This window comes from Labrenzia sp. THAF187b, from assembly GCF_009363375.1.
GTDB lineage: Bacteria > Pseudomonadota > Alphaproteobacteria > Rhizobiales > Stappiaceae > Roseibium > Roseibium algicola.
Window position 1 is genome coordinate 5,024,225 of sequence record NZ_CP045344.1, and the last position, 26,928, is coordinate 5,051,152.

At 58.1% G+C, this 26,928-nt stretch carries 25 protein-coding genes; 16 read left to right on the forward strand and 9 right to left on the reverse strand.

What is annotated here, in order from left to right:
- Positions 1 to 338 precede the first annotated feature (338 nt).
- Positions 339 to 1,838 (reverse strand): leucyl aminopeptidase, encoded by a 1,500-nt coding sequence (locus FIV03_RS23005; RefSeq protein ID WP_152511112.1) that lies wholly within the window; start codon positions 1,836 to 1,838, stop codon positions 339 to 341.
- Between the two features lie 237 nt (positions 1,839 to 2,075).
- Between FIV03_RS23005 and lptF the strand changes: the two genes are divergently transcribed.
- The 6 genes from lptF (at position 2,076) to rsmA (ending at position 9,695) form a co-directional block, all read left to right on the forward strand.
- Complete coding sequence (lptF, locus tag FIV03_RS23010; protein WP_023003978.1) at positions 2,076 to 3,263, forward strand: LPS export ABC transporter permease LptF; 1,188 nt, start codon at positions 2,076 to 2,078, stop codon at positions 3,261 to 3,263.
- Positions 3,260 to 4,354 (forward strand): LPS export ABC transporter permease LptG, encoded by a 1,095-nt coding sequence (gene lptG, locus FIV03_RS23015; protein ID WP_152511113.1) that lies wholly within the window; start codon positions 3,260 to 3,262, stop codon positions 4,352 to 4,354. The genes lptF and lptG overlap by 4 nt, the downstream gene beginning before the upstream one ends.
- A 73-nt stretch (positions 4,355 to 4,427) precedes the next feature.
- A complete protein-coding gene (locus tag FIV03_RS23020; protein WP_209009764.1) occupies positions 4,428 to 6,734 on the forward strand; it encodes an LPS-assembly protein LptD in 2,307 nt (768 codons plus the stop codon).
- 148 nt (positions 6,735 to 6,882) lie between these two features.
- Positions 6,883 to 7,803, forward strand: a complete 921-nt coding sequence (locus tag FIV03_RS23025; protein WP_152511115.1) for a peptidylprolyl isomerase — start codon at positions 6,883 to 6,885, stop codon at positions 7,801 to 7,803.
- 6 nt (positions 7,804 to 7,809) lie between these two features.
- Positions 7,810 to 8,829, forward strand: a complete 1,020-nt coding sequence (gene pdxA, locus FIV03_RS23030) for a 4-hydroxythreonine-4-phosphate dehydrogenase PdxA (protein ID WP_152511116.1) — start codon at positions 7,810 to 7,812, stop codon at positions 8,827 to 8,829.
- Between the two features lie 14 nt (positions 8,830 to 8,843).
- Positions 8,844 to 9,695, forward strand: a complete 852-nt coding sequence (gene rsmA, locus FIV03_RS23035; RefSeq protein WP_152511117.1) for a 16S rRNA (adenine(1518)-N(6)/adenine(1519)-N(6))-dimethyltransferase RsmA — start codon at positions 8,844 to 8,846, stop codon at positions 9,693 to 9,695.
- Here rsmA and FIV03_RS23040 read toward each other — a convergent pair.
- Positions 9,673 to 9,960 carry a hypothetical protein gene (locus tag FIV03_RS23040; RefSeq protein WP_152511118.1) on the reverse strand — a complete coding sequence of 96 codons (288 nt, stop codon included), beginning with the start codon at positions 9,958 to 9,960 and terminating at the stop codon, positions 9,673 to 9,675. The two genes, rsmA and FIV03_RS23040, sit on opposite strands and share 23 nt — an antisense overlap.
- Before the next feature lie 14 nt (positions 9,961 to 9,974).
- Here FIV03_RS23040 and FIV03_RS23045 point away from each other — a divergent pair, with 14 nt between their 5' ends.
- A complete protein-coding gene (locus FIV03_RS23045; protein ID WP_152511119.1) occupies positions 9,975 to 10,925 on the forward strand; it encodes a LysR family transcriptional regulator in 951 nt (316 codons plus the stop codon).
- 44 nt (positions 10,926 to 10,969) lie between these two features.
- Here FIV03_RS23045 and gmk read toward each other — a convergent pair whose 3' ends face one another.
- The 7 genes from gmk to fabD all read right to left on the reverse strand — a co-directional run bounded on the left by gmk (position 10,970) and on the right by fabD (position 17,466).
- Positions 10,970 to 11,677: a guanylate kinase gene (gene gmk, locus FIV03_RS23050; RefSeq protein WP_023003971.1), complete on the reverse strand. Its 708-nt coding sequence runs from the start codon at positions 11,675 to 11,677 to the stop codon at positions 10,970 to 10,972.
- 5 nt (positions 11,678 to 11,682) lie between these two features.
- Positions 11,683 to 12,576 carry a YicC/YloC family endoribonuclease gene (locus FIV03_RS23055; RefSeq protein ID WP_152511120.1) on the reverse strand — a complete coding sequence of 298 codons (894 nt, stop codon included), beginning with the start codon at positions 12,574 to 12,576 and terminating at the stop codon, positions 11,683 to 11,685.
- 54 nt (positions 12,577 to 12,630) lie between these two features.
- Entirely contained in the window at positions 12,631 to 13,761 is a 1,131-nt protein-coding gene (gene mltG / locus FIV03_RS23060) for an endolytic transglycosylase MltG (RefSeq protein ID WP_152511121.1), read from the reverse strand.
- 124 nt (positions 13,762 to 13,885) lie between these two features.
- Complete coding sequence (fabF, locus tag FIV03_RS23065) at positions 13,886 to 15,151, reverse strand: beta-ketoacyl-ACP synthase II (RefSeq protein WP_031270725.1); 1,266 nt, start codon at positions 15,149 to 15,151, stop codon at positions 13,886 to 13,888.
- A gap of 84 nt (positions 15,152 to 15,235) precedes the next feature.
- Entirely contained in the window at positions 15,236 to 15,469 is a 234-nt protein-coding gene (locus FIV03_RS23070; protein WP_006931822.1) for an acyl carrier protein, read from the reverse strand.
- A 245-nt stretch (positions 15,470 to 15,714) separates the two neighbouring features.
- On the reverse strand, positions 15,715 to 16,452 hold the full coding sequence (gene fabG / locus FIV03_RS23075) for a 3-oxoacyl-[acyl-carrier-protein] reductase (RefSeq protein ID WP_031270724.1): 738 nt from the start codon (positions 16,450 to 16,452) through the stop codon (positions 15,715 to 15,717).
- 69 nt (positions 16,453 to 16,521) lie between these two features.
- Positions 16,522 to 17,466, reverse strand: coding sequence for an ACP S-malonyltransferase (gene fabD, locus FIV03_RS23080; RefSeq protein WP_152511122.1), 945 nt, complete (start codon positions 17,464 to 17,466; stop codon positions 16,522 to 16,524).
- A gap of 575 nt (positions 17,467 to 18,041) precedes the next feature.
- Here fabD and rpsF point away from each other — a divergent pair.
- From rpsF to purF, 9 genes are all read left to right on the forward strand, one after another.
- Positions 18,042 to 18,488, forward strand: coding sequence for a 30S ribosomal protein S6 (rpsF, locus tag FIV03_RS23085; RefSeq protein WP_023003965.1), 447 nt, complete (start codon positions 18,042 to 18,044; stop codon positions 18,486 to 18,488).
- Between the two features lie 5 nt (positions 18,489 to 18,493).
- Positions 18,494 to 18,742: a 30S ribosomal protein S18 gene (rpsR, locus tag FIV03_RS23090; protein WP_023003964.1), complete on the forward strand. Its 249-nt coding sequence runs from the start codon at positions 18,494 to 18,496 to the stop codon at positions 18,740 to 18,742.
- Between the two features lie 116 nt (positions 18,743 to 18,858).
- Positions 18,859 to 19,443 (forward strand): 50S ribosomal protein L9, encoded by a 585-nt coding sequence (gene rplI / locus FIV03_RS23095; RefSeq protein WP_023003963.1) that lies wholly within the window; start codon positions 18,859 to 18,861, stop codon positions 19,441 to 19,443.
- 366 nt (positions 19,444 to 19,809) lie between these two features.
- Entirely contained in the window at positions 19,810 to 21,294 is a 1,485-nt protein-coding gene (locus FIV03_RS23100) for a replicative DNA helicase (RefSeq protein WP_023003962.1), read from the forward strand.
- A gap of 203 nt (positions 21,295 to 21,497) precedes the next feature.
- Positions 21,498 to 21,773: a PilZ domain-containing protein gene (locus FIV03_RS23105; protein ID WP_023003961.1), complete on the forward strand. Its 276-nt coding sequence runs from the start codon at positions 21,498 to 21,500 to the stop codon at positions 21,771 to 21,773.
- 157 nt (positions 21,774 to 21,930) lie between these two features.
- Complete coding sequence (gene alr / locus FIV03_RS23110; protein WP_152511123.1) at positions 21,931 to 23,073, forward strand: alanine racemase; 1,143 nt, start codon at positions 21,931 to 21,933, stop codon at positions 23,071 to 23,073.
- A 28-nt stretch (positions 23,074 to 23,101) separates the two neighbouring features.
- A complete protein-coding gene (gene radA, locus FIV03_RS23115) occupies positions 23,102 to 24,496 on the forward strand; it encodes a DNA repair protein RadA (protein ID WP_023003959.1) in 1,395 nt (464 codons plus the stop codon).
- A gap of 74 nt (positions 24,497 to 24,570) precedes the next feature.
- Positions 24,571 to 25,179, forward strand: a complete 609-nt coding sequence (locus tag FIV03_RS23120; RefSeq protein ID WP_023003958.1) for a CvpA family protein — start codon at positions 24,571 to 24,573, stop codon at positions 25,177 to 25,179.
- A gap of 221 nt (positions 25,180 to 25,400) precedes the next feature.
- Positions 25,401 to 26,873, forward strand: coding sequence for an amidophosphoribosyltransferase (gene purF / locus FIV03_RS23125; protein ID WP_023003957.1), 1,473 nt, complete (start codon positions 25,401 to 25,403; stop codon positions 26,871 to 26,873).
- Positions 26,874 to 26,928 lie beyond the last annotated feature (55 nt).

The following is a 26,928-nucleotide window of genomic DNA, read 5'->3' on the forward strand; positions in this document are numbered from 1 at the left end:
CGTCCCCGGGGACGATCCAATGATCATTTGATTTGGCCATGGATCAAAAAATTTGGCTGGTGAGCGGTTTTCCCGAGCCGGCGCAAAAGGGGATTTGGTGAATGCTTGCGCGTGTCGTTGTGTTTTTCGCATTGGTTGCTGTCGTTGCAGGCGCGACACTTGGCATGGGTCTTCTGGTTGAACCGGCAACGGCCTGCCAGACCTACAAGACCTGCTGATCCAGGGTCGACAGTCAGTTACGAAAAACCCGCCTTCCCGGCGGGTTTTTCTTTGCCCAGCGGCATTCCAGTCCTGGCGCCCTCCACCAGAAGAAAATGCGAAGGACGCCAAGATGGACCTCAGCCTTCGTAGTGATCCGCGACAAGCTGGTTGAGCAGACGCACGCCATAGCCCGAAGCCCAGCTCTGGCAGATATCGTCCTTCGGAGCGCCGAATGCGGTTCCGGCGATGTCCAGATGCGCCCAGGGCACGTCATTCGTGAAACGCTGCAGGAACTGGGCAGCGGTGATGGACCCGGCCCAGCGGCCACCGGTGTTCTTGACGTCTGCGTTGGGCGTGTCGATGATCTTGTCGTATTCCTTCGACAGCGGCAGGCGCCAAAGCGGCTCGCCGCTCGACTTGGCAGATGACAACAGCTTGTCTGCCAGAGCGTCGTTGTTGGAAAAGAGACCGGCATTCAGATTGCCAAGAGCGACAAGCACGGCACCGGTGAGCGTCGCCAGATCGATCATGATCGCCGGTTTGTACTTTTCCTGCGTGTACCAAAGCGCGTCGGCAAGAACCAAACGGCCTTCCGCATCGGTATTCAGGATCTCGATCGTGGTTCCGGACATGGCCGTGACGATGTCACCTGGTCGTTGCGCGTTACCGTCCGGCATGTTTTCGACGAGGCCGATGACACCGATCACGTTTGCCTTGGCCTTGCGCCCCGCGATCGCATGCATGGCGCCGATGACTGCGGCAGCTCCGCCCATGTCGCCTTTCATATCTTCCATGCCCGCGGCCGGCTTGATGGAGATGCCGCCAGTGTCGAACACAACGCCCTTGCCGACGAACGCAACCGGGGCGTCACCCTTCTTGCCTCCGTTCCAGCGCATCACGGCCAGCTGCGGTGGGCGGGTCGAGCCTTGGGACACGCCTAGCAAAGCAGCCATTTTAAGCTTCTTCATTTCCTTTTCGCCGAGAACCTCGACTTCGACACCAAGGGCCGTCAGTTCCTTGGCCTTTTCGGCAAACTCCACCGGACCAAGCACATTCGCCGGTTCGTTCACAAGGTCGCGGGCCAGAATGACGCCGTCGGCAATAGCTTCAGCAGAAGACCATGCCTTCTTTGATGCCTTTGGATCAGCAACGGCCAAGGTCACCTTCATGTTCTTGGGTTTGTCATCGTCTTTCTTGGCAGTCTTGTAGGTGTCGAAGGCATAGGCCCGCAGCTTCACGCCCATCGCGAACTCTGCAGCCAATACTCCGGAGGGATCCGCATCGCCCGGGACATCCAGAAGTACCGTTGCTGCATCTGCCTTGGTCTTCTGCAATTCTGCAAACACCGCGCCGCCAAAAGCTCGCCAATCGTCGCCAGTCAACTCGCCGGCATCGCCAACGCCGAATACGATCAGCCGGTCGAGACCCGACCCGGCGGGAGCGACCAGATCAAGACTTGCCTTCTTCTTTCCCGTGAAACCTGTGATACCGGCCGAACGTTGCAAGCCTCCCTCGAGACCCGAGACAACTTCTGCAGCAACCTGCCCGAGGCTAAGGTCGCTACCGGCCAGGATTACGGCCACCCCACCCTTCGGCGTTTCGGCCTTGGAGAAGTTCAGTTTTGCAAGCTTGGTCATGCTTCGGTCCCGTTGGTTTTTCTGGTTGGAGCGGGTGGGCAGTGGAAAGAAAAGGCGCCCTATCCCGTAGATTGTGATTTTCCTGTCAAATCATGGGGTTTCAACAGCTTTTCGGCAAGGGCGACAAAAATTAATGTATATTTACCATTCTTATTCATGAGCCATTCACCACATTCCGTGTTATTCGGTCTCAGGCCGATTATCGTCATTTTTGCAGGGACATGTACCGGCACCGTTATGAAAACGCTTGAACGTTACATCATCCGCCGGACTGTTTACGCTTTCACCCTCACGATTGCAGCGATGACGGGTGTGGTTTGGGCAACCCAGGCCTTGCGCCAACTGGACCTGGTGACCTCAAAGGGTCAGACCATTGTCCAGTTCATTGGCATAACCATGCTTGCCCTGCCCTTCCTGATCGTCATCGTGGCTCCGTTTGCCCTGATGATCGCGCTGATACTGGTTCTAAACTCCTTGTCCGGCGACAGTGAGCTGATCGTGATCGATGCCAGTGGCGGCTCCAGGTTCCTTGTCTTGAAACCGGTCATGCTCTTTGCCTTCGTGGTCATGTTGCTGACCGCGAGCATGTCACTTTATGTGGCTCCGACGGGACTGGCTCAGTTACGCACCGAGATTACCCGCGTGCGCGCAGACCTTGTTGCCAACATCGTCAAGCCGGGTCGCTTCATCACCGTCGAGGACGGATTGACGTTCCATATCCGCAACCGCTCAGGCAAGGGCACTCTTGACGGTCTTTTGATGCACGACACCCGCGACCCGGAGACGGCCTTTACCTATCAGGCAGACACCGGGCTGATCGTCGAAGCTGCCGATCGCACGCTTCTTGTCATGCAGAACGGAACAATTCAGAGACGTCCAAAGCAGCAGGGCGATATTTCAATCGTTCGCTTCCAGTCCTATGCATTCGATTTGTCGAACCTTATTCCTGAAGCTGGCGAGCCGGTGTTCAAAGCCAGTGAGCGGACCACCCTTAACCTGATGTCGCCAGGCAGGAACGACGAATATGCGCTGAAGAATCCGGACAAGTTGGCGCAGGAACTCCATGAACGCTTCAGCCAGCCGCTTTACTGCCTTTCCTTCGGCCTGATCGTGTTCGCGTTTCTCGGCAAGGCCAGAACGACGCGACAGGGACGTGGGTTCGCCGTGCTCGGGGCAATCTGTTCCTGTGTCCTGTTGAGGACCACGGGCTTCGGCGTAACCGCCATTTCCGGCGGTTCCACCGCGCTTCTCAGCCTGCTTTACATTGTTCCCGTTGCGGGCGCGGTGTTCGCCCTCGTCTCCATCTTCCGCGAACAAGGCGGGTCGCAGCCACGCTGGCTGGTCGATCTGCAGCATTCTGTTCAGGACAGGATCGATGCACTGAGTGATCGCTTGAACGGTCGCAAGCCGGGAGGCGTCGCATGATCCTTGGACGCACCCTGTCGCTGTATTTTTCAGGGCGTTTCCTGAAGGCTATCCTCGGTCTCTTCCTGTTTGCCGCCGTCCTGATCTATTTGTTCGACGTCCTGGAACTGGTTAGACGCGGTGGCGACCGCGAAGGATTTTCCGTCCTGCGCGTTGCCATGATCTCGGCCTTGCGGGTGCCTTTGCTGCTGGAACAGGTCATTCCCTTCACCGTCCTGTTCGGTGCAATTGCGGCCTTCGTTACGCTGAGCCGAGGCCTTGAACTGGTCGTGGCACGGGCTTCCGGCATCTCGGTCTGGCAGTTTTCTCTTCCCGCCATCCTTGTAGGGATCGTTCTCGGAATCCTGTCCATCACTGTCTACAATCCTGCGGCTGTCTGGTTTCAGCAGAAATCGGACGAGGCAGCTGCCGGTTTGTTTGGCTCGGAACAGAGCTTCCTTCTGCAGTCCTCGAACGACGTCTGGGTTCGGCAGGACGGCCTGGACGGAGAATCGGTGTTGCTTGCCAAGCAATTGCTGGAAGGCGGCACGCTGCTGCAGGGCGTCACCATTTTCACGTTCGACAAGGACGGTACCTTCCGCGAGCGGATCGAAGCTGACGAAGCGCGGCTCGGAGACCAGATCTGGTACCTGGACGATGCCATCGTCTACACGACCGAACAGGATCCACAGCCTTACGGGCAATATCAGATCAGCACATTCCTGACAGCGACTGAAGTTCGCGAAAGCATCGGATCCCCCGAATCGATTTCGTTCTGGAATTTGCCTCGTTTCATCGAACTGGCCAGAAACGCTGGGTTACCTGCCTATCGCTACAATTTGCAGTATCAGACTCTCCTCGCCCGCCCGCTTCTTTTGGTCGCTATGATTTTGATCGCAGCGGCGGTTTCCCTTAAAGTTTCGAGGTTTGGCGGTTTGGGAAGTATGATTCTGGGTGGAATCCTTTCCGGGTTCGTGCTTTACGTTCTAACCGAACTTGCCAAGGACTTCGGGGGTGCGGGTATTGTCCCTCCCTTGGTGGCGGCCTGGGCGCCGGGAATATTTGGAGTACTCATGGGTTTGACAATTCTCTTGAATCAGGAAGACGGGTAAAGCGATGACTTTTCCGGTTTTTCTGACAACAGAGACTTGGGCCAAAAAAGGCAGACTGTTAGCTGCGGCGAGCTTGTGCGCCATTGCAGCAACCCTTTGCCATGGGTACGGATCACCAGCCGCGGCACAGGACCTGACAGCAGGTCTGGCCGGTCAAGTCGATCCCGATGCCGAACTCCTGCTTGAATCAAGTGAGATCACCTACGATTTCGACCGCGATCTCATCGTCGCGACAGGCGATGTGCAGGTCTATTACGACGGCAGCACCGTGCAGGCGCATCAGGTTGTCTTCGACCGCAAGAGCCAGCAGCTCAAGGCGTCGGGCAATGTGATCTTCATCGAATCCAACGGCAATGTCGTGCGCACGGAAGAAATGGTCCTGTCCGAGGACTTTTCAGAAGGCTTTGCACGCGCCCTTCAGATCGACACGACGCGGCGCACACGCTTCCTGGCTGAGCAAGCCCGGCGCGAAGGCAACAACATCACGACCATCGATAACGGCGTCTATACGGTCTACACCAAACCGACCAACCCGCCGGACAAGCCGCCGCTCTGGCGCGTGCGGGCCGAGAAGATCATCCACAATCAGCAGGAAAAGATCATCCGGTTCGAGAACGCAGCCTTCGAGGTCTACGGTCAGCCGATTGCCTACCTGCCCTATCTGTCGATGCCGGATCCGTCCGTCACCCGAAAGTCCGGTTTCCTGATGCCGAGCGGCATTGTGTCCGACAAGCTCGGGTATGGCGTAAGCGTTCCCTATTACTGGGCGCTCAGCCCCTATTACGATGTGACGACCATTCTGACGCCGCTCACCAAGCAGGGTGTGTTCAGCGATGTCGAATATCGTCATCGGTTTGCCGCTGGCGAAGTGAGTGTTTCTGCGGCTGGCCTGTTTCAGGCGCAGCCGAGCAACTTCACGACGGACCGCGCTGACGATCGCTTGCGTGGTGCGGTCAATTCGACCGCCTCCTTCAGCATTGCGCGCGACTGGACCCTCGGCTGGAACCTGACCTACAAGAGTGACCGTCAGTTTTTCAAGGACTACTCGTTCACCAGTTTTGGCGATAACGGCGAGACCTCCACGATCTATCTGGAAGGCAAGACCGACCGTAACGCGCTGTCTGTCAAAGCCTATGCGTATCAGATCTCCCAGGAGGACTATACGGACAGCCAGTTCAACGCCAATGGCTTCTCTCCGGTCGGCAGCTCCCTGCAGGACAAGCAGCCGCTCGTTCTGCCTGTGATCGACTATGACTATGTGTTCGCGGATCCGATCCTCGCCGGTGAGTTGGCACTGACTGCCAACTTCACTTCGCTGACACGCGATGAAACGGATGCTTTCTCCATTGATGGCGGCACAACTGCGAAGTTCCGTGGTATCGACGGCACCTTCTCGCGCGTATCCGTCAAGGGGAACTGGCGCCGCACATTCATCGATCCGCTTGGACAGTCGTTCACGCCGTTTGCCTATATGCGCGGTGACCTGTTCTTTCTAGCCTCACCCGATTCTGACGTGACCGCTCTCACGGGCGAAAGTTTCGTCGGCCGTGCGATGCCCGCAATCGGCCTGGAATACCGCTATCCGTTCATTGCAACCTTCGACGGCGGCAACCAGATCCTGGAGCCTGTCGCCCAGATTGTGGCCCGTCCGAACGAGCAACGGATCGGAGAATTGCCGAACGATGACGCGCAAAGCATCGTCTTTGATACGACGACCCTGTTCGACTACGACAAGTTCTCGGGCTTTGACCGCGCCGAAGGCGGCACACGTCTTAACGTCGGCCTGAACTACAAGCTGCAACTGGATAGTGGCTACTATGTCAGCGGTCTGTTCGGCCGGTCCTATCAGCTTGCCGGCGACAACTCCTATGCCATTCCGGACATTCTCGGTGCGACGCAGGATTCTGGTCTGGAAACCTCCTTGTCCGATTACGTCGGCAGCCTCTATCTGGACACGCAATACGGTGTGAAGGTCGGCGCCCAGGCCCGGCTCGACAAGGAAGATTTTTCCGTGAACCGGATACAGGCACAGGCCAGCGGTATCTACGGCCCGGTGGTGTCTTCCCTAGCCTATGCGTTCCTGAACGCGCAGCCGGATGTCGGGATCGATGATCCGCGAGAGGAACTGCTTGGCTCCGCAAGCCTCCGCCTTGAGGAAAACTGGCGCATTTTCGGCTCCATGCGATACGATCTGCAAAACAGCAACATCGTGCAGGACGGACTCGGGATCGGTTATGACGACGAAGGTTTCTCGCTGTCCGTCACATATGCTGAAGACCGCAGCCGCAACGATGGCGATGACGTCAACCGGACGCTTTATTTCCGCATCGGGTTGAGGACCATCGGCACGACACAGGTTTCAAGCGGCGCTCTCAACTAGGCCATCTGACTGACCGTAGGTCATCATGCCGCCATGAAAAAAGGCATGATGCGTGGAACCTTTGAAATTTCGGGCATGATATGCGAAACATCATGTCATAAAACAACGAACTTCGGTTTGGCCTCAAGCCAGCACGGATGGTTATTCAATGCGACTTCGTATCGTTCCGGTATTCTTTGGACTAGCTTTGATCCTGGCAGCGCCGCTGGCAACGCCTTCCCATGCAGCGATCAAGATCATCGTCAACGATGTGCCGATTACCGACTACGACATCAGCCAACGCGCCCGGCTGATTACAATGACCCAGCGCAAGTCCGCATCCATCGCCAAAAAACAGGCGGAAGAGGAACTGGTCGACGACCAGGTCAAACTTGCCGAAGCCGAGCGTGTCGGCGTTGACGTTAGCCAGTCGGAAGTCGACAACGCGTTCAACAATATTGCCCGTAATGTGAAGATGTCTCCGGCCCAGCTTTCCAAGGCGCTTCGCAGTGGCGGTGTTCAGCCGGATACGTTGAAGGAGCGCCTCAAGGCGCAGCTTGCCTGGAACCAGGTGTTGCGGTCCCGTTTCAGTGGCCGGATCGAAGTGGATGAGTCCGACGTGATCGCGGCCCTGAAGAAGACCGACGAGGAAGACCGTCAGAAGTCCGTGGAATATGACCTCAAAAGGGTCATTGTCGTGGTACCGAAGAACTCCTCCGGTGGCTTCAAGTCCAAGCGCAAGAACGAGAGCAACCAGATCCGGGCTGCGTTCAACGGCTGCGATGAATCCGGCGCCATTCTCGGCAAATACAGCGAAGTGGTTGTGCAGCCTATCGGACGCCGGCTCGAAACCGAGCTGCCGGAAGACATGCGCGCCGAAATCGAAAAAATGACACCGGGCAAGTTGACGAAACCGTCCACGACGCCCGTCGGTTATGAAATGATCGCGGTTTGCGGAAAACGCGAAATCGCCTCGGACATTGCCGTTCGCACGGAACTTGAAAACGAGCTGCGACAAAAGGAAGGCGAAAGCCAGTCCCGTCGGTATCTCCTGGAAATCCGCCGTCGTTCCACCATCATTTATCGCTGATCCTACATGCGCTCCAACCAGAAGCCGATCGCCGTCAGTATGGGAGAACCTGCCGGGATCGGCCCGGACCTGGCTCTGATTGCGTGGGCCAATCGCAAAGCCCTTGGATTGCCGCCATTCTACATTCGCGGTGACGAAGCCCTGCTGCACGAACGTGCACAGAAAATGGGCCTGAACGCGCGGCTCAGGCTGGTGGCGCAGGACGAAGCCGTTGCGGCTTTCACAAAAGCTTTGCCCGTTGTACAGACCGGGCCTGCCCTACCCGACCAGCCGGGTGTGGAAGCACCTGAAACGGCAGCTTCCGTTGTTGCTGCTATTGAAGGATGTGTCGACGATATAAAGTCCGGCCTTGCCTGCGCGCTCGTGACCAGTCCGATCAACAAGGCTGCGCTTTACCGAACCGGCTTCGCCTTCCCCGGCCATACGGAATATCTGGGCTCACTTGCAGAAATGCACTGGCCCGGAGAACCGGCAAAACCCGTGATGATGATTGCCGGCCCGGAGTTGATGGTGGTCCCGGTCACCATTCACATTCCAATTCGCGAAGTTCCGACATCTCTCACGACTGAGCTTATCGTTGAAACTGCGGAAATTACCGCACGCGACCTCAAGACCAGGTTTGGCTACACGTCGCCACGATTGGCGATTTGCGGGCTAAACCCTCATGCGGGTGAAAACGGCTCGATGGGAACTGAAGATCGCGACATCATCGAGCCAGCCATTTCTCGCCTGCGAAAGATGGGTATCGAGGCTACAGGTCCGCATCCGGCCGACACTCTGTTTCACCCGCCTGCGCGGCAGCACTATGACTGCGTGCTTGGCATGTACCACGACCAGGTGTTGATACCGGCGAAGACCATCGGTTTCGACGAGAGCGTCAATGTCACGCTGGGTCTGCCTTTCGTGCGCACCTCTCCCGACCATGGCACGGCATACAACCTGGCCGGAACCGGCACCGCCCGGGTCGACAGTTTCGCTGCGTCCTTGCGCATGGCGGATGTACTTGCCAATCCCGAGCGGTTCTAGGGCGACAGCGATCAATGGCTCAGATAGACGACCTGCCCCCGTTGCGCGACGTCATCGCCGCTCATGGTCTCAATGCGAAAAAGTCACTGGGACAGAACTTTCTTCTCGATCTCAATCTCACCTCTCGAATCGCACGATCTGCCGGCAGTCTTGAAGATTGCACCGTTCTGGAAGTCGGCCCTGGTCCCGGTGGGCTGACCCGTGCCCTGCTGGCCGCCGGAGCGAAGCGGGTGATCGCGATTGAAAAGGACAGCCGCTGCCTGCCGGCTCTTGCCGAAATTTCGGCACACTATCCGGGGCGTCTGGAAGTGATCGAAGGCGATGCCCTTGAAATCGATCCGGTAGCCCTGACTGGAGGAGACAAGGTCCGCATTGCCGCGAACCTGCCTTACAACGTCGGCACCCAGCTGCTTATCAATTGGATCACGACACCGCAGTGGCCGCCATTCTGGTCGTCGCTGACGCTGATGTTCCAGAAGGAAGTCGGTGAGCGGATCAGCGCGTCCCCCGCGTCCAAGGCCTATGGCAGGCTTGCAGTTCTGGCAGGCTGGCGCTGCAAGGGCGGGATCCTGTTCGACATCAGCCCAAAGGCGTTCACGCCGCCCCCGAAGGTAACGTCGGCTGTGGTTCATCTGACGCCTAATCCTTCGCCCCTGCCCTGCGACCTGAAAGCCCTTGAAAAGATTACCGCTGCGGCCTTTGGCCAGAGACGCAAGATGCTGCGTGCCAGCCTCAAGTCACTGACACCGGACGCAGAAGACCTCGTCACAAAGGCCGGATTGAAACCGACGGCCCGTGCCGAAGAAATCGATATCGCCGGGTTCGTTGAACTTGCCAACACGTTCAGGGCCGCTCAGGCAGTTTGACGACTGGCAGGATTGTAGAAGGTTCCGATTTACGGCACTTGCCCGCCTGAACGGCTTTCAGGTTGTCCGGGTTATCCAATCCGAGATCGCGCATCATCCAATCCGGCATAAGATCAGTTCGGTCAGCCTTGTCCGGACCGGTGTACCAAACGTTTCGTTTTCTTGAAAACAGGCCCCTTAAAAAGCCGATCATTGTCTCATCTCCCGCTGATGACGGGCAGAAGATGTCAGAACCTTTTCTGAATGTAATTGAATGATGTTGCATGATATCATTCAAAAATGAATGAAACCGATTTTGACTGGGATGCCGTACGCGTCTTTCTTGCCGTTGCCGAGAATCAGAGCCTCAGCAAGGCCGCCCAGGTTCTTTGCCTGTCCCAACCAACCGTCGGCCGCCATATTGCGCGGTTAGAAGAACAGTTGGATGTACAATTGTTCGATCGGCGCCAGACCGGCTACGAACTGACAGGTGGCGGCCGGCGTTTGATCAAGATTGCCAGATCCATGGCACGCGGAGCGGCGGACTTCAGGCGCGCGGTTGATCTGGAAAAGGTCGGTTCAAAAGAGCAGGTCTGCAGGATCACGCTCGGTGAATGGGGGCAGCATTATCTGACACGGCACGTCGACCAGATTACCGATGGTCTTGACGGTGTCCGGATCGAATTTTTCGCGGACGATGCCTTCTGGGATCTCAGCCGGAACTCCGCCGACATCGCCATCGGTAACAGACAGCCTAAACAACCGCACCTGATTGTCCAGAAACTGGGTGAGATCCGGTTTCACGTCTACGCCTCAAAGGACTACTGCCGAAATCGACCGGACGCTGCTGACACCTCGACCTGGCAGGAACAGATCTGGGCGGGATATTGCGGCAGCCGGGCGCGGCTCAAGTCCTCGCAGTTGCTCAACGCCATTCTGATGGGCAAGACATGCCGCTACGCCGTCAACAATTCCGTATCGCTCTGCAATATTCTGAACGCCGGGCACGCCATGGGCGTTCTACCAGACTGGATCGCGGAAACGGAGGGGCTGACACGCCTGACGGCTACCCCACTCGCTCAGGGAGAGTCATGGATGAGCTTTCACGAAAGACTGCGTTTCCACCCGATGCTGTCGGAGGTCAAGGATCGCGTCGCCAAGCTCTTTCGGCAAAGGTTTTCAGAAACAACCTCTCGAGCAGAGCAAAGGGATACAGCTCATGTCGCAGGTGCAGGTTCTTCGTCTTCCTAGCTTCTATTGACGCTGAATGGCCAGTCCAAACAGCGCTTGAGACGTCAGGATTTTTCGGCCAGCTCGTTTTCCAGATCATCGACCATGCCCTGAATGAGTGGACCGATTTTTGGCGAGCGGAACTGCTTCAGTCTTTCTGCTTTCAAGATTGCGCGAACGTTTTCGTAAGCGCGTTCCAGATCGTCATTCACCACAACATAATCGTATTTCGACCAGTGGCGCATTTCACCAACCGCAGTCTTCATCCGCTTGAGGATAACAGTGTCCTCATCTTCAGCACGCCGCTTCAGACGTGATTTCATCTCCGCAATGGACGGCGGCAGAATGAAGATGGAAACGACATCGTCACGCATCTTTTCATAGAGCTGGAAGGTTCCCTGAATATCGATGTCGAACAGGATGTCCTTGCCATTTTCAATAGCATTTTCGACCGGTCCACGCGGTGTGGCGTAGTAGTTGCCATGCACCTCGGCCCACTCCAGCAGCTCATCGTGCTCGCGCATCTGCTCGAACCTGCCGGCATCAATGAAGTGGTAGTGCACGCCGTCAACTTCGCTGGACCTGCGTGGCCGCGTGGTCACGGAGATCGACAGGGCAAGATTGTCTTCGTTCTGCAGCAGGAGGCGCGCGATCGTCGACTTTCCGGCTCCGGACGGTGACGACAGCACCAGCATCAGGCCACGGCGCTGCTGCTCGGCCTGCTCCGCACTGACAGTGGTTCCCGTTGAGGTACCGGCAGGTGCGTCGGTCATGTGGCTCACTCCAGATTCTGTATCTGCTCACGCATTTGATCGATAACGGACTTCAGGTCCAGCCCAATGGCTGTCAGGTCCACGTCGTTGGACTTTGAACACAAAGTGTTGGCTTCCCGGTTAAATTCCTGAGCCAGGAAATCCAGGCGCCTTCCGATTGCTCCACCGGTGTCCATCAATTCACGCACGGCTGCCACATGGGCATGCAGGCGATCCAGCTCCTCACGAATGTCAGCCTTGGTTGCCAGGAAGACAGCTTCCTGATGCACGCGCTGCGGATCCAGTTGACCGTCCGAGGCATCCATCAGCTCTGCGAGCTGTCGCTTCAGCCGTGCCTTTATGGCGTCCGGTTTGCGCGCAGGCAGATCCTCGGCGGCCTGGGTCAGTTCGGCGATTCTGTCGATCTTATCTCGGACCACCTTGCCAATTGCCTGCCCCTCGCTGTGGCGCATGTCGACAAGGTCAATCAGCGCAGCATCCAGGGTCGTCAGAAGAGTGTTGTGAAGCGCTGCCTGAACCGCTTCGTCTTCTTCGGGCTCCTTGAGCTCAAAGACGCCTTTTTGCGCCAGAATGGCGTCAAGCGACGGCGGAGCAAGATCAGGTAGCCGGTTCTTGAGGAGATCGATTGTCGCAAGGACAGCTTCAAGAGCCGATTCATTGACCTGAAGCTGCTGTTCGGACTGGTCTCTCTGCATGGAGAGCCCGACGGAAACATTTCCGCGTCGAAGAAGCTTGCCGCAACGCTCGCGGATCTTCGGTTCAAGCGTCTCCAAACCCGTCGGGATACGGATACGAAGATCAAGGGACTTGCCGTTGACAGATCTCAGTTCCCAGGTCCAGCGAACCGGTCCGGATTCTCCAAGGGCCCGTGCAAAGCCCGTCATGCTGGCAAGTGCCATGTGCCCCCCTTTGCGAATGTGCCGCCACCGGCCCGCCGCAAAGGCGGGCTCCGGTCAATTGGATGTGGCTGGCTGCGTTTCCTGGTTCTGCTCTGCCTGTCGGCGTTCTCTTTCCACCTGACGCCACTTGCGGACGTTTGCCTGGTGCTGCTCGTAGGTCTCGGCAAAGATGTGGCCACCGGTTCCGTCGGCCACGAAATAGAGATCCTGCGTGCGGGAAGGATTGGCGACCGCTTCCATGGCCGCGCGGCCCGGATTACCGATTGGTCCTGGTGGCAAACCGTCGATCTGGTAGGTGTTGTATTTGTTGTCCGCCTTCAGCTCAGATTGCTTGATTGCCGAGCGGTCCTTGAGCCACGCTTCACCGCCATAAAGACCGTAAAGGATCGTAGGGTCGGACTGCAGGCGCATGTTCTTGTTGAGACGGTTCACGAAAACACCGGCGACACGCGGTCGCTCGTCTGCCAGAGCTGTTTCCTTTTCCACGATCGACGCGAGAATAACCAAGTCTTCCGGCGTTTCGACCGGCAGGCCTTCCGTCCGGCGTCCCCAGATTTCGCTCAGCAGCTTGGACTGCGCCGCTTTCATCTGGTTGAGAACTTCCTGGCGCGAGGCACCGCGTGCAAAGGTATAGGTTTCGGGAAGCAGTGCACCTTCTTCCGGAACCTCGGTAATCTCGCCTACAAGCACAGGGTGCTCGCGCACGCGCTCGATGATCTGCGCGGTGGTCCAGCCTTCCGGGATCGTTACCGAATGGGTGACGGCATTGCCTTCCACCAGATCGGTCATGATCTCCTGCATCGAGACGCCGGGCGCAAAAGCGTATTCACCGGCTTTCAGTTTGGTGGCGTTCTTGTAGAAGCGGATGCCCAGGTTGAAGATCCACTCGTCGAGCAGATTGTCGCTGATGACGCCCTGCCCTGAAAGCCTGTCGGTAATACCGGAAAGCCCGGCGCCTGAAGAAATCACCACGGTGGCGTCCTTCTGCAGCGGGCCCTTTTCCTCGAATTTCTGTTTGCCGAAATAAAGCGCGCCCCCGAACGCAGCAAGTCCGAACACGGTCAATGTGATGACCATGTTGATCAGAATGACGAAGGGGTTGCGTACGTGCCTGGAGCGTTGCGGAGGCGCAGGCGCCGGTTCCGGCTGCAAGGCTTCACGCGGGCTTTTGGGCTTAATGCGCATATTGGGTCGCACCTCCAAGATTGAGCCCCCAAATCCCTGACTTAGGCTCAAACGGACCAGTTGTCACAATCAAAGTTTCAGGCCGGCCCGAGAGAATCGGACCGGCCTGAAGAACTTGAATGGGTTATGCGGCAACTTTGCGGAAGACAAGCGAGGCATTTGTGCCGCCGAAACCGAACGAGTTCGAAAGGGCGACATTGATATCCAGCTTCTTCGGCTTGTGCGGCACCAAGTCGATAACCGTCTCGACAGACGGATTATCGAGGTTGATCGTCGGCGGAGCCATACCGTCTCGCATGGCCAGAACCGAGAAAATGGCCTCGACCGCACCAGCAGCACCGAGAAGGTGACCGATGGAGGACTTGGTCGACGACATTGTCAGATCGGCGGCATGTTCTCCCGCAAGCCGGGTGACAGCGCCAAGTTCGATCTCGTCGCCAAGCGGCGTCGAGGTTCCATGAGCATTCACATAGTCGATGTCGGCCGGCGTGACCTGGGCGCGCTTCAGCGCAGCTTCCATGCAACGGTAGGCACCATCGCCATCGGAGGACGGAGCGGTGATGTGATAAGCATCGCCGGACAAGCCGTAACCGATGATCTCACCGTAGATCTTTGCGCCGCGGCGAACTGCATGCTCGTATTCTTCGAGCACGACGACACCGGCACCTTCGCCCATCACAAAGCCGTCGCGGGCGACGTCGTAAGGGCGGGAACCTTTTTCGGGAGTGTCGTTGAAAGCCGTGGAAAGCGCACGGCAGGCAGCAAAGCCCGCGAGTGCAAGACGGCAGACCGGGGATTCCGTACCGCCGGCAACCATGACATCCGCATCACCGAAGGCAATCAGCCGCGATGCATCGCCAATGGCGTGCGCGCCGGTCGAACACGCGGTCACGACAGCGTGGTTCGGGCCCTTCAGGCTGTGACGGATCGAGACATACCCGCCGGCAAGGTTGATAAGACGGCCGGGGATGAAAAACGGAGAAATGCGGCGCGGGCCTTTTTCGGCCAGCAGATTGGCGCCCTGCTCGATGCCCTGAAGACCACCGATGCCGGAGCCGATCAAAACGCCAGAGCGCACCTGTTGTTCGTAAGTCTCGGCCTTGTAGCCGGAATCGGCCATTGCCTGATCGGCAGCCGCCATCGCGTAGACGATGAAATCATCGACCTTGCGCTGTTCCTTGACGTCCATCCAGTCATCCGGATTGAACGCGCCTTCAACGGACGAGTCACGCGGGATCTGACATGCGATCTGGCAGGCCAGATCGTCAACTTTGAAATTCGTGACCTTGTTGGCCCCGCTCTGTCCTTCAAGGATCTTTTTCCAAGTGACATCGACACCACAGCCAAGCGGCGTCACCATGCCCAACCCAGTTACGACAACTCGCCTCATACACCCGCACTTACGTTGGAAGGGCCAGGCGGGGTTTCGCCCCGCCGGCCCGATCTTCAAACATTCACAAGAAGGGGGTAACCCTTACTTGTTGGCTTCCAAGAATTTGACAGCATCGCCAACGGTCAGGATGGTTTCTGCTGCAGTGTCCGGGATTTCTACGCCGAATTCTTCTTCGAACGCCATGACCAGCTCGACCGTGTCAAGGCTGTCTGCGCCCAGGTCGTCGATGAAGCTTGCACCTTCAACAACTTTGTCAGCATCCACGCCGAGGTGCTCAACGACGATTTTCTTTACCCGATCCGCGATATCGCTCATCTTTCACTTCCTTAGTTTTCATCTATTCGTCACTCGCGAAACTGCCCCCATCCGGTTTGCAAACAAGCGGTGGCGCGAACTCGCGGTCTTTAAGATGTCGCCGCACACCAGGCCAGTTTATTTGGCCAACTGTGCAATTCGAAACAATCGGCGGGTTGGTAACACACTTTGTTGACCTTTACCAGCCGATCCAGACCGCTTGTGAGCGGCCCGGATTCTTTTTGCCTGCTCGGCAAAAATTCCTTTTAAATCATAGCCATGCCGCCATTAACGTGCAGGGTCTGCCCGGTCACGTAAGCGGCTTCATCGCTGGCCAGGTAGACGGCGGCTGCGGCAATCTCTGCGGAAGTGCCCAAACGCCCTGCAGGCACGCTCGTCAAAATCGATTCTTTTTGCTTGTCGTTCAGCGCATCGGTCATTGCCGTTTCGATGAAACCGGGCGCAATCGTATTGACCGTGATGTTGCGGCTGGCGACTTCCCGGGCAAGCGACTTGTACATGCCGATCATGCCGGCCTTGGCCGCCGCATAGTTGACCTGACCGGGGTTTCCGGTGACGCCAACCACGGACGTGATGCCGACGATGCGGCCGGACCTACGCTTCATCATGCCCTTGATTGCTGCGCGGCACAGACGGAAGCCGGATGACAGGTTCACTTCCAGAACCTGATCCCACTCTTCATCCTTCATGCGCATGAAGATGTTGTCGCGCGTGATCCCGGCATTGTTCACCAGGATGTCGACAGAGCCCATTTTCTCTTCAGCCGCCGGCAACAAGGCATCAACAGCCGCGCGGTCGGACAGATTAGCCGGCGTCACATAGGCGCGTTCGCCGAGATCAGCAGCAAGCGCTTCCAGTTTTTCAGCCCGCGTGCCGGACAAGGAGACGGTTGCGCCCTGTGCATGGAGCGACCGGGCGATTGCTTCGCCGATCCCACCGGTGGCACCGGTGACAAGCGCGTTTTTCCCTTCCAAGCTGAACATTCGGGATCCTTCCATTGTTCCTGTTTGGGTCCGCGGCGGACCAAATCGTCGCCTTGGCCGATATAAGCCTTATCCGGAGATCTTTTCCATAAGTGCGTCGATGTCTTCCGGAGAATTGACCGCCATGCCGGTGGCTTCCTTGGCGATCCGCTTGACCATGCCGGTCAGCACCTTGCCTGTCCCAACCTCGACAAAGGTATCGACACCGTTTTCGGCAAGCCAGGTGATGCTTTCGCGCCAACGCACGGTACCGGTCACCTGCTGAACAAGACGATCGCGAATTTCATTTGCGTCAGTGATCGGGCGCGCCAGCACGTTAGCGACCAGCGGCACGACAGGAGAGCGAATTTCGGCATTCGCCAGCGCTTCGGCCATCTTGTCGGCAGCCGGGCCCATCAGGGAACAATGGAACGGTGCGCTGACCGGCAGCATCACCGCACGGCGCGCGCCCCTGGCCTTGGCAATCTCGACGGCGCGCTCGACGGCGGCCAGATGCCCGGAAACAACCACCTGCCCCGGCGCGTTGTCGTTCGCGGCCTGGCAGACTTCGCCCTGTGCGGCAGCCTCGGCCACTTCTGCGGCAACATCAAACTCCAGCCCGAGCAACGCAGCCATTGCACCCTGACCGGCCGGAACCGCATCCTGCATGGCATCTCCGCGCACGCGCAGGAGCTTTGCAGCGGTCGCAATATCCAGGCTGCCGGCAGCAGCCAGCGCGGAATATTCACCAAGAGAATGTCCTGCGACAAAGGAAACACTGCCGGCAAGGTCGAGGCCGCGGGCTTCCAGAACGCGCATGGTCGCAAGGCTGACCGCCATAAGTGCAGGCTGAGCATTTGCTGTCAGTGTCAGCGTTTCTTCCGGACCAGTCCACATGACATCGGACAGCTTCTGGCCAAGCGCCTCGTCGACTTCGTCGAAAACGGCTTTTGCTTCCGGGAACGCATCGGCAAGGGCTTTACCCATTCCAACGCCCTGACTGCCCTGGCCGGGAAATGTGAATGCAATGGTCATCTGGAAACGCCTCCGTGACTCGTGAGCGGACCTTGTTGTTCTTATAGCGAAAGGTCGACGGCTTATTAGAAAGCGGAGAAGACAGCCCGTGCAGGCTGAAATCGAACTTGGCGCGAGGCTATGATACGGTCTTGACCGAACTGTCAAGGCCCACAGGGCAATCATTTCCGCATTTCGAGCGGTTTTGCCGGTTTTCCTTTATCCTGATTATCCCTGAAATGCCCGGCAACCCGATGGGCATTGTTTTGCGCGCGAAACCGGTCCTCCCCTTACCTGCTTCGGGAAATCGATATATATAGACAGTCAGGCAATCTTCCAAATCGGCAGCATTCGTATCTTCTCCCGATTTTCGATCCTTTCGGAAGTATGCTGCTTGCAATTTCTGCAAAACAGAGTATAGAGCGCGCTTCATCCGGGGTTTGGCCGGGGGCTGAACGGAAGGGCATGACGCCAGGATCCTTGATCGGATCCGACTTCCCGTGTTCCCGCTCTCGTTAGAATTCTCGTGCCTTTCCGGGGCTACGAGGAGGCTCTGCGCCGATCCCGCGTTGTCAACACGAAGAAAGGCTATTTCCATGCCTCTTTACGAGCACGTATTCCTGGCTCGCCAGGACGTTTCGGCCCAGCAGGTCGAACAACTCGTCGAACAGTACAAGGGCCTCATCGAAGGCGCTGGCGGTACTATCGGCAAGGTGGAAAACTGGGGTCTGCGTTCCCTCGCATACCGCATCAAGAAGAACCGCAAGGCTCACTACACCCTTATGAACATCAACGCTCCGCACGCCGCGGTTGCCGAGATGGAACGTCAGATGGGTCTGAGCGAAGACGTTCTGCGTTTCATGACCTTCAAGGTCGATGAACTCGACGAAGAGCCGTCTGCAATGATGCAGAAGCGCGACCGTGACGACCGCCGTGGTGGCGATCGTGGTGGCCGCTTTGGTGGTGGCGATCGCGGCGGTGACCGCGGTGGACGCGGTGGCGACCGCGGTGAGCGCGCTCCGCGCCGCGCAGAAGGGGAGTAAGATTGATGGTTGATATTGCACAGCTCCCGAGCCGCCGTCCGTTCTTCCGTCGCCGGAAGACCTGCCCGTTCTCCGGCACCAACGCGCCGAAGATCGATTACAAGGACATCCGTCTGCTGCAGCGCTACATTTCCGAGCGCGGCAAGATTGTTCCGAGCCGCATCACCGCGGTTTCCGCGAAGAAGCAGCGTGAACTGGCCCGTGCGATCAAGCGCGCCCGCCTGCTCGGCCTGCTGCCGTTCGTGATCAGCTAAGCGTTTCTCGAAAATCTTGAGACGTTTCTTTCGGGGCTTCCCGGAAGACCCGAATTGGGGCCGCGGGCAAACGGCCTCTAACCATCCTCAACGGGTGGGACAGTAGGAGAAATGACATGCAAGTTATCCTTCTTGAGCGTATCGCGAAGCTCGGCCAGATGGGCGACACCGTTCGCGTACGCGACGGCTATGCCCGTAACTTCCTGCTGCCGCAGGGCAAGGCACTGCGCGCCAACAAGTCGAACCTCGAGCGTTTTGAGCGTGAGCGCGTTCAGCTCGAAGCTCGTAACCTTGAGCGCAAGAACGAAGCTGAAGGCGTTGCCTCCAAGCTCGACGGCGAATCCCTGGTGATGATCCGTTCCGCTGGTGAAACCGGCCAGCTCTACGGTTCCGTTTCCACGCGCGATATTGCTGACGGCCTGACCAATGCCGGCTTCTCCGTTTCCCGCAGCCAGGTTGAACTGCGCAACCCGATCAAGACGATCGGTCTGCACAGCGTTCTGATCCAGCTGCACCCGGAAGTCGAAGTCGCCATCAGCGTCAACGTTGCCCGTTCTGAAGACGAAGCTGTCCGTCAGGCTGCCGGCGAAGATCTCTCCACGCCGGAAATGGACGTCTTCGAATTCGAAGAAGACGAAGAAGCAGAAGACACCGAAGAAGGTGCAGAAGCTTCCGAAGAAGCAGCGGAAGAAGAAGCCTAAGCACTTCGCTTCCCTTGTGGACTTTCGAAAAACGGCGCTGGCTTCAGCGCCGTTTTTTTGTTTGCCGGCAACTTTTTGGAATGATGGCAAGCCACGCCTAATCCTGGCTTTTCAGTTTCCGGTTTAAGGCCTTGAAACTGCTCGAAAATTCATTAACCAGCTATTAATCTTCTCGAAAATATCATAAATTTCAATAACTAAGAGGTAGGCCCTTGAGTCTTCAATCGAGTTCAGAGTCAAGCTGGATTCGATTCTTTCCCCGCTGATTTGTCCAAGCCGGTGGGAATCGAAATCAGCCATTTTTGAACCTTGAGCCCTCCCCCGTCACAGAGTATTCCCAATGAACTTGGGTCAACGGGGGTCGTTATGAAGGGCACGCTACAGAAGGTCGAAACGGAAGAAGACATCCAGCGCTTGGCACCACACAATGCCGAGGCGGAACGTCAGCTTCTGGGGGCGATTCTCGTTAACAACGAGACGTTCTACCGGGTCTCAGACTTTCTGGAACCACATCATTTTTTCGTGCCTGCTCACCAGGATATCTACGAGAAGATCAGCCATCTGATCCGCGCCGGCAAAACCGCGTCGCCGATCACGCTGAAGACCTTCTATCCCGCCAACGCGAAGATTGCGGATCTGTCCGCGACCCAGTTTCTTCTGCGCCTGGCTGGTGATGCCGCCTCGATCATCAACGCCGAAGATTATGGCCGGACCATCTACGACCTGGCGATCCGTCGCAATCTGATCCGCATCGGCGAGGACATGGTCAATATCGCCTTCGACGCCCCGATCGATGTGCCCCCCTCCCAGCAGATCGATGATGCCGAGCGCCGCCTGTTCGAACTTGCAGAAACCGGCCGCAGCGAAGGCGGGTTCGTCGCGTTTGGCGACGCCCTGACCGAAACCATCGAGATGGCGCACGCCGCCTATAACCGTGAAGGTGCCCTTTCCGGTATTTCCACAGGCCTGCGCGAACTGGACCGTTTGATGGGTGGTCTGCAGCATTCGGACTTGATCGTGCTTGCCGGTCGTCCCGCGATGGGCAAGACCTCCCTGGCAACCAACATCGCCTACAACATCGCCCAGTCCTACAAGTCCGAAGAACAACCCGACGGCTCGATCAAGACCGTCAACGGCGGCGTTGTCGGCTTCTTCTCTCTGGAAATGTCGGCCGAACAGCTGGCCACCCGTATCATTTCCGAACAGGCGGAAATCTCGTCCTCGAAAATCCGCCGCGGCGATATCACCGAAGCGGAATTCGAGAAGCTGGCCGCCTGTGCGCAGACCATGCAGGCCGTCCCGCTTCATGTGGACCAGACCGGTGGTATTTCCATCGCCTCGCTGGTTGCCAAGGCACGGCGTCTGAAGCGTCAGCGCGGTCTCGACCTGCTCGTGGTCGACTATATCCAGCTCTTGTCAGGCTCGAACAAGAACTCCGGCAACCGCGTCCAGGAAATCACCGAAATCACAACGGGTCTGAAGGCGCTTGCGAAGGAACTTCACGTCCCGATCATCGCGCTGTCACAGCTCTCCCGTCAGGTGGAATCGCGTGACGACAAACGACCGATGATGTCGGATCTTCGTGAATCAGGCTCCATCGAGCAGGACGCCGACGTGATCCTGTTCGTGTTCCGTGAAGAATATTACCTGTCCAAGACCGAGCCGGAATTCGGAACTGTCGAACACGAAAACTGGCAACGGGACATGGAGCGGCTCAAAGGCAAGGCAGAAGTCATCATCGCCAAGCAGCGTCACGGCCCGACCGGTACGGCGAACCTGCACTTCGAAGGCCAGTACACCCGCTTCTCCGATCTTGCCGAAGAAGATCACCTGCCCGAACGCTACGAATAACAGGCGTCTTCGCGATTTTGGACGGTCCTTGAGACAAGGTGCCCCGATAGCCGCCTGATGCCGCGTTCAAGCTCTCGTCTGCGGCTCACTTGCGGCATTTGGCAATGGACACGCCGTCGCTCACGATTAAGCCACTGTTAAAACTCCTCACTTACTTTAAGTAGAAAGAATTTCGCCTAAAATCTTTTCCAGGTGACCGCATCTTGTATTCGTCGGCACAAAAACTCCTCGAAGAAGCTCGCATCTTTCCGCGCAAAAGATGCAAGTGGTCCGGCCTTTTGAAGCAGGACGCGACCCATCGCCCCTGCGTGGTCGAAGACATCAGCGTCGGTGGTTGCCGCGTTGCGACCAACACCAAGGGTCTTGAACGGCATCAGCGTATCACCATCGAAATCGAAAGCCGGAAATTGCGGTTTTACGGTGAAATTCGGTGGGTGCGCTCCGGCGAAGCCGGCGTCGAATTCCTCTATATGGATTGAGCTTCCGCTCTTCAGCGCACTTCCCGGGTGGAGCGCTGCAGTGCGCTTCACTTGGTCACGGTTTTGGCGGTTTGGCCGTTGGTGCAAATGCGCCCTGGTGCGATAAGCTCACTCTCGAATTTCAGACATTGATTCTGACTGGAGAGATATCCGGACCGTGCCTGCGACGATTGAACAAGCCTTCCCATCCAATCTTTACGGCGGACGACTGACGATCGACCTCGATGCGATCGTGTCGAACTGGTCATTGCTGAAAGGCAAGGTAAGCGACAGCACCGATTGCGCTGCCGTTCTGAAGGCCGATGCCTATGGAACCGGACAGGACAAAACCGCTGCAGCCCTCTACCAGGCGGGGTGCAGGACGTTTTTCGTGGCGGTGCCGACCGAGGCGCTGACGTTGCGTGCAAGTCTTCCGGACGCCGTCATCTACGTGCTCGACGGTCTGTTTCCGGGAACGGCCGACCACTTTCTGACCCATGACATCCGCCCCGTCCTCGGCAGTCTGGAAGAACTCCTGGAATGGGCGGAAGTCTGCAAGGCGTCGGGCAAGAACAATGCCGCCGCTGTCCATGTCGATACCGGCATCCACCGTTTGGGCCTGTCGCCGGCTGAACTCACCCGCGCTCTGAGTGACAACGCCGTTCTGGGGCCGTTCCAGCCATCACTGGTGATGAGCCATCTTGCCTGTGGCTCGACACCCGACCACGACATGAACCGGCGGCAACTCAAACTGTTTACGGAGACAACCGCCCCCTTCCCTCACATTCCGCGGTCATTGGCAAATTCCGCCGGGGTGCTGCTTGGCCCGGACTACCACTTCGACCTTGTCCGTCCCGGGATCGCGCTTTACGGCGGGCTGGCCATCGAATCCGAGCCCAACCCGATGAAACCGGTCGCCAAGGTTGAAGCACGCATCATGATTGTGCGCGACGTTCCACAGGGCGATACGATCGGCTATGGCGCGAAACAAACCGCAAAGCGCCCCTTGCGCAATGCCGTCGTGGCCGCCGGTTATGCCGATGGCATGATCCGTCGTGCCGGTTCCACGGACGACCGCCCGGGTGGCTTCGGGCTGATCGGCGGATACAAGGCGCCGATCCTCGGCCGGATTTCAATGGACATGATCACGCTCGACGTGACGGATGTGCCTGAACACCTGCTTCAGCGCGGCGCGTTTGTGGAAATGCTGGGGCCAGGTGTTGCAGCTTCCGATCTTGCCGCTTATGCGGAAACCATCGACTACGAATATCTGACAAGCCTCGGACGTCGGTTTGAGCGCGTCTATGCGCCCCTGACCTGACCGGAGCCGAGAGCGAAAGGCAATTTGCATGGCACGGCGCTCCACATCCTTCGTCTGCCAGTCCTGCGGCGCGGTTACCGCCAAGTGGGTTGGCCGTTGTGAAAGCTGCGGTGAATGGAACACCATCGTGGAGGAGCAGACCGGCGGCGGCGTCGGTGGTGGCCCCGGCAGGGCTTCCCGCAGCAAGGGCCGTGTCATTCCCCTTGTCGGCCTTTCCGGCGATGCCAAGGAAGCCCCGCGCATCCAGACGAAGGTGCCTGAACTTGACCGGGTGACCGGCGGCGGCTTCGTACGTGGGTCTGCCCTGCTTGTCGGCGGCGATCCCGGTATCGGCAAGTCCACACTGCTGATCCAGGCGGCTGCGCAACTGGCCAACCTCGGGCACAAGACCGTCTATATTTCAGGCGAAGAAGCCATTGGACAGGTTCGGCTTCGGGCCGAAAGGCTGGGTCTCGCCCAGGCACCCGTGGCACTGGCTGCGGAAACAAGCGTCGAAGACATTCTGGCAACGCTGGAAGCCGACACGGCGCCGGCCCTTCTCATCCTCGACTCTATTCAGACGCTCTGGACAGACCAGGTGGAATCTCCTCCCGGCACCGTGACGCAGGTGCGTGCATCCGCCCAGGCAATGGTGCGTTATGCCAAGAAGAACGGCACCACCCTTGTTCTTGTCGGCCATGTGACCAAGGACGGACAGATTGCCGGTCCGCGCGTGGTCGAGCACATGGTCGACGCGGTGCTCTATTTCGAGGGCGACGGCGCTCATCAGTATCGTATCCTGCGCTCGGTCAAGAACCGCTTCGGCGCAACGGATGAAATCGGCGTTTTCGAAATGACGGGAAAGGGGCTGCAGGAAGTCCCCAATCCATCCGCCCTGTTCCTGGGAGACAGAAACACGTCTGCGCCCGGCGCAGCCGTTTTCGCCGGTCTGGAAGGCTCAAGACCTCTCCTGATCGAGATCCAGGCACTGGTGGCGCAGTCTTCTCTGGGAACACCGCGCAGGGCCGTCATCGGCTGGGACAGCGCGCGGCTTTCCATGATCCTGGCCGTGCTTGAGGCACGGTGCGGCGTCCGCTTTTCACAACATGATGTCTATCTGAACGTCGCCGGTGGTCTCAAGATCAACGAGCCTGGAGCCGATCTTGCCGTGGCAGCAGCGTTAATCTCCTCACTCAGCGGACTTGCCCTTCCGGCCAATTGCGTCTATTTCGGCGAAGTCAGCCTGTCGGGGGCCATCAGGCCGGTCGCCCAAGCCCCTTCCAGACTGAAAGAAGCCGAGAAACTCGGCTTCGATCAGGCTTACTGTCCGGAGGGCAATCTCAAGGACGGCACCGTGTCTTCGTTCAGGACGACAGGAGTGCCGGAACTTGGGGACTTTGTTGCCAAACTTTCGGCGGAGGCTAGTGCTACGGGGCAGACCTGACGCAAGATGGTGACGGGTTTGGGCAAAAAGTTTAAGCTCTTGAAAGAGCGCCAGACAGAGGATTTTTCAGGAACATGCCGATAACGCTGCTGGACGGACTGCTCTTGGTCATCATGTTCATCTCGGCGGTCCTTGCGATGATCCGCGGATTTGTCAGGGAAGTTCTTTCCATCGTTTCCTGGGTGGCTGCGGCAGCTGCGGCATTCCTGCTGTACGAACGGGTTCTTCCTTACACCAAGCAGTATATCAACCATGACCTGGTTGCCATGGGCGTATCTGCCGCGGCAGTCTTTCTGGTCACGCTGCTTGTTGTCAGCTATATCACCATGCGGATTTCCGATTTCGTGCTCGACAGCCGGATCGGCGCCCTAGACCGGACCCTCGGGTTCGTGTTCGGAGCTGTGCGCGGTCTGCTGCTGGTCGTCGTCGCGATGATGTTCTTCAACTGGTTCGTCCAGCCGGAACAGCAGCCGAACTGGGTCAAGACCGCCAAGTCGCGGCCGATCCTGCTGTCCATCGGTGAACGGCTGGTGGCTGTGCTGCCAGAAGACCCGGAAAAGGCGATCCTGGACAAGATCCGGCAGAACAACCAGGCCGGAGGGGGAGCAACCCCGACTGATGAACCGGCCTATAGCGATTCAGAACGTCAGGGACTTGAACAGCTGACGACGGATAGTAACTAACAGGCCTTGGGCATAAACCAGGGACACTAACCGAGACTGGGGCAGTAACGGGCACCGATTGAGGTGCAGCGTTGAATGAGGCATCCCGCGCCCAAATATGTGCGGGACGATGTACCATTTGCAAAGCGGCCAATGTTTCGTCCACCTGCGTGACGATGACAGACATTTGACCGCAAGACCCGGCCGGTCCTCCCACCGGCCAGAACGAAGGAGTGTTCGCCATGGCTGGCGGAACCGACGTGCACGAACCGTTCGACATCAATGCAGATACCTTGCGCGAAGAATGCGGTGTTTTCGGCATTCTGGGTCATGAGGATGCCAGCGCGCTGACCGCGCTCGGGCTTCATGCGCTCCAGCACCGCGGGCAGGAAGCAGCGGGGATCGTCACCGTTGACAACGAGCAGTTCCGTGCGGAACGCCATCTCGGCCTTGTGGGCGATCATTTCTCCGACGCCGACACTATCGAACGGCTGAGCGGAAAGGCCGCTGTCGGCCACGTTCGGTACTCGACGACCGGTGAAACCATCCTGCGGAACGTGCAGCCGCTCTTTGCCGAGCTGGACGGTGGCGGCATTGCCGTTTGCCACAACGGCAACTTCACCAACGCCCTCACCCTGCGCCGCCAGTTGATCCGAGACGGAGCAATCTGCCAGTCGACCTCCGATTCCGAGGTGGTCCTGCAGCTCGTTGCCCGCTCGCGCAAGGGCAAGATCGTCGAACGTTTCATCGACGCGATCACCCAGATGGAAGGTGCCTATTCTCTGGTGGCGCTGACTTCGAAGAAACTGATCGGCGCGCGCGACCCGCTCGGCATTCGCCCGCTGGTGCTGGGCGACCTGAACGGTGCTCCGATCCTGGCCTCGGAGACCTGCGCACTCGATATCATCGGGGCAAAGTTCATCCGCGAAGTGGAAAACGGCGAAGTTATCGTCTGCACGTCCACAGGGATTGAATCCTTCTTCCCGTTCGGCAAACGCCCGGCTCGTCCGTGTATCTTCGAATACATCTACTTCTCCCGCCCCGACAGCGTTGTCGGCGGTCGCAGCGTCTACGACGTTCGCCGGGAAATGGGGCGCCAGCTGGCCCGGGAATCCAACGTCGAAGCCGACGTCATCGTTCCGGTGCCGGACAGTGGTGTGCCGGCAGCCATCGGCTTCAGCCAGGAAAGCGGCGTGCCGTTCGAACTCGGCATCATCCGCAACCACTATGTCGGTCGCACGTTCATCGAACCGACCCAGCAGATCCGTGCGCTTGGCGTGAAGATGAAACATTCCGCCAACCGGGCTCAGATCGAAGGCAAGCGCGTCGTGCTTGTGGACGACAGCCTTGTGCGCGGAACAACATCGGTCAAGATCGTGCAGATGATCCGCGAAGCGGGCGCGAAGGAAGTTCACTTCCGCCTGGCCAGCCCGCCGATCAAGTATTCCGACTACTACGGCATCGACACGCCGGTGCGTGAAAAACTGCTGGCTGCCAAATACGGTCTTGAGGAAATGCGCGCCTATATCGGTGCCGACAGCCTGGCCTTCCTGTCCGTCGATGGCATCTACAAGGCCATGGGCTACGATGGCCGCGACGATGCCAATCCGCAGTTCACTGATCATTGTTTCACCGGCGATTATCCGACGCCGCTGACCGATCTTTCCGAGGATCAGGACTTCGTCAGCGCCCCTCGCCTGGTCGAGGTCGGCTAAAGCGCTCAAAACTCTTTGGACCGCTTCAATTTATGCCTTTCGGCGGTACCGCCGG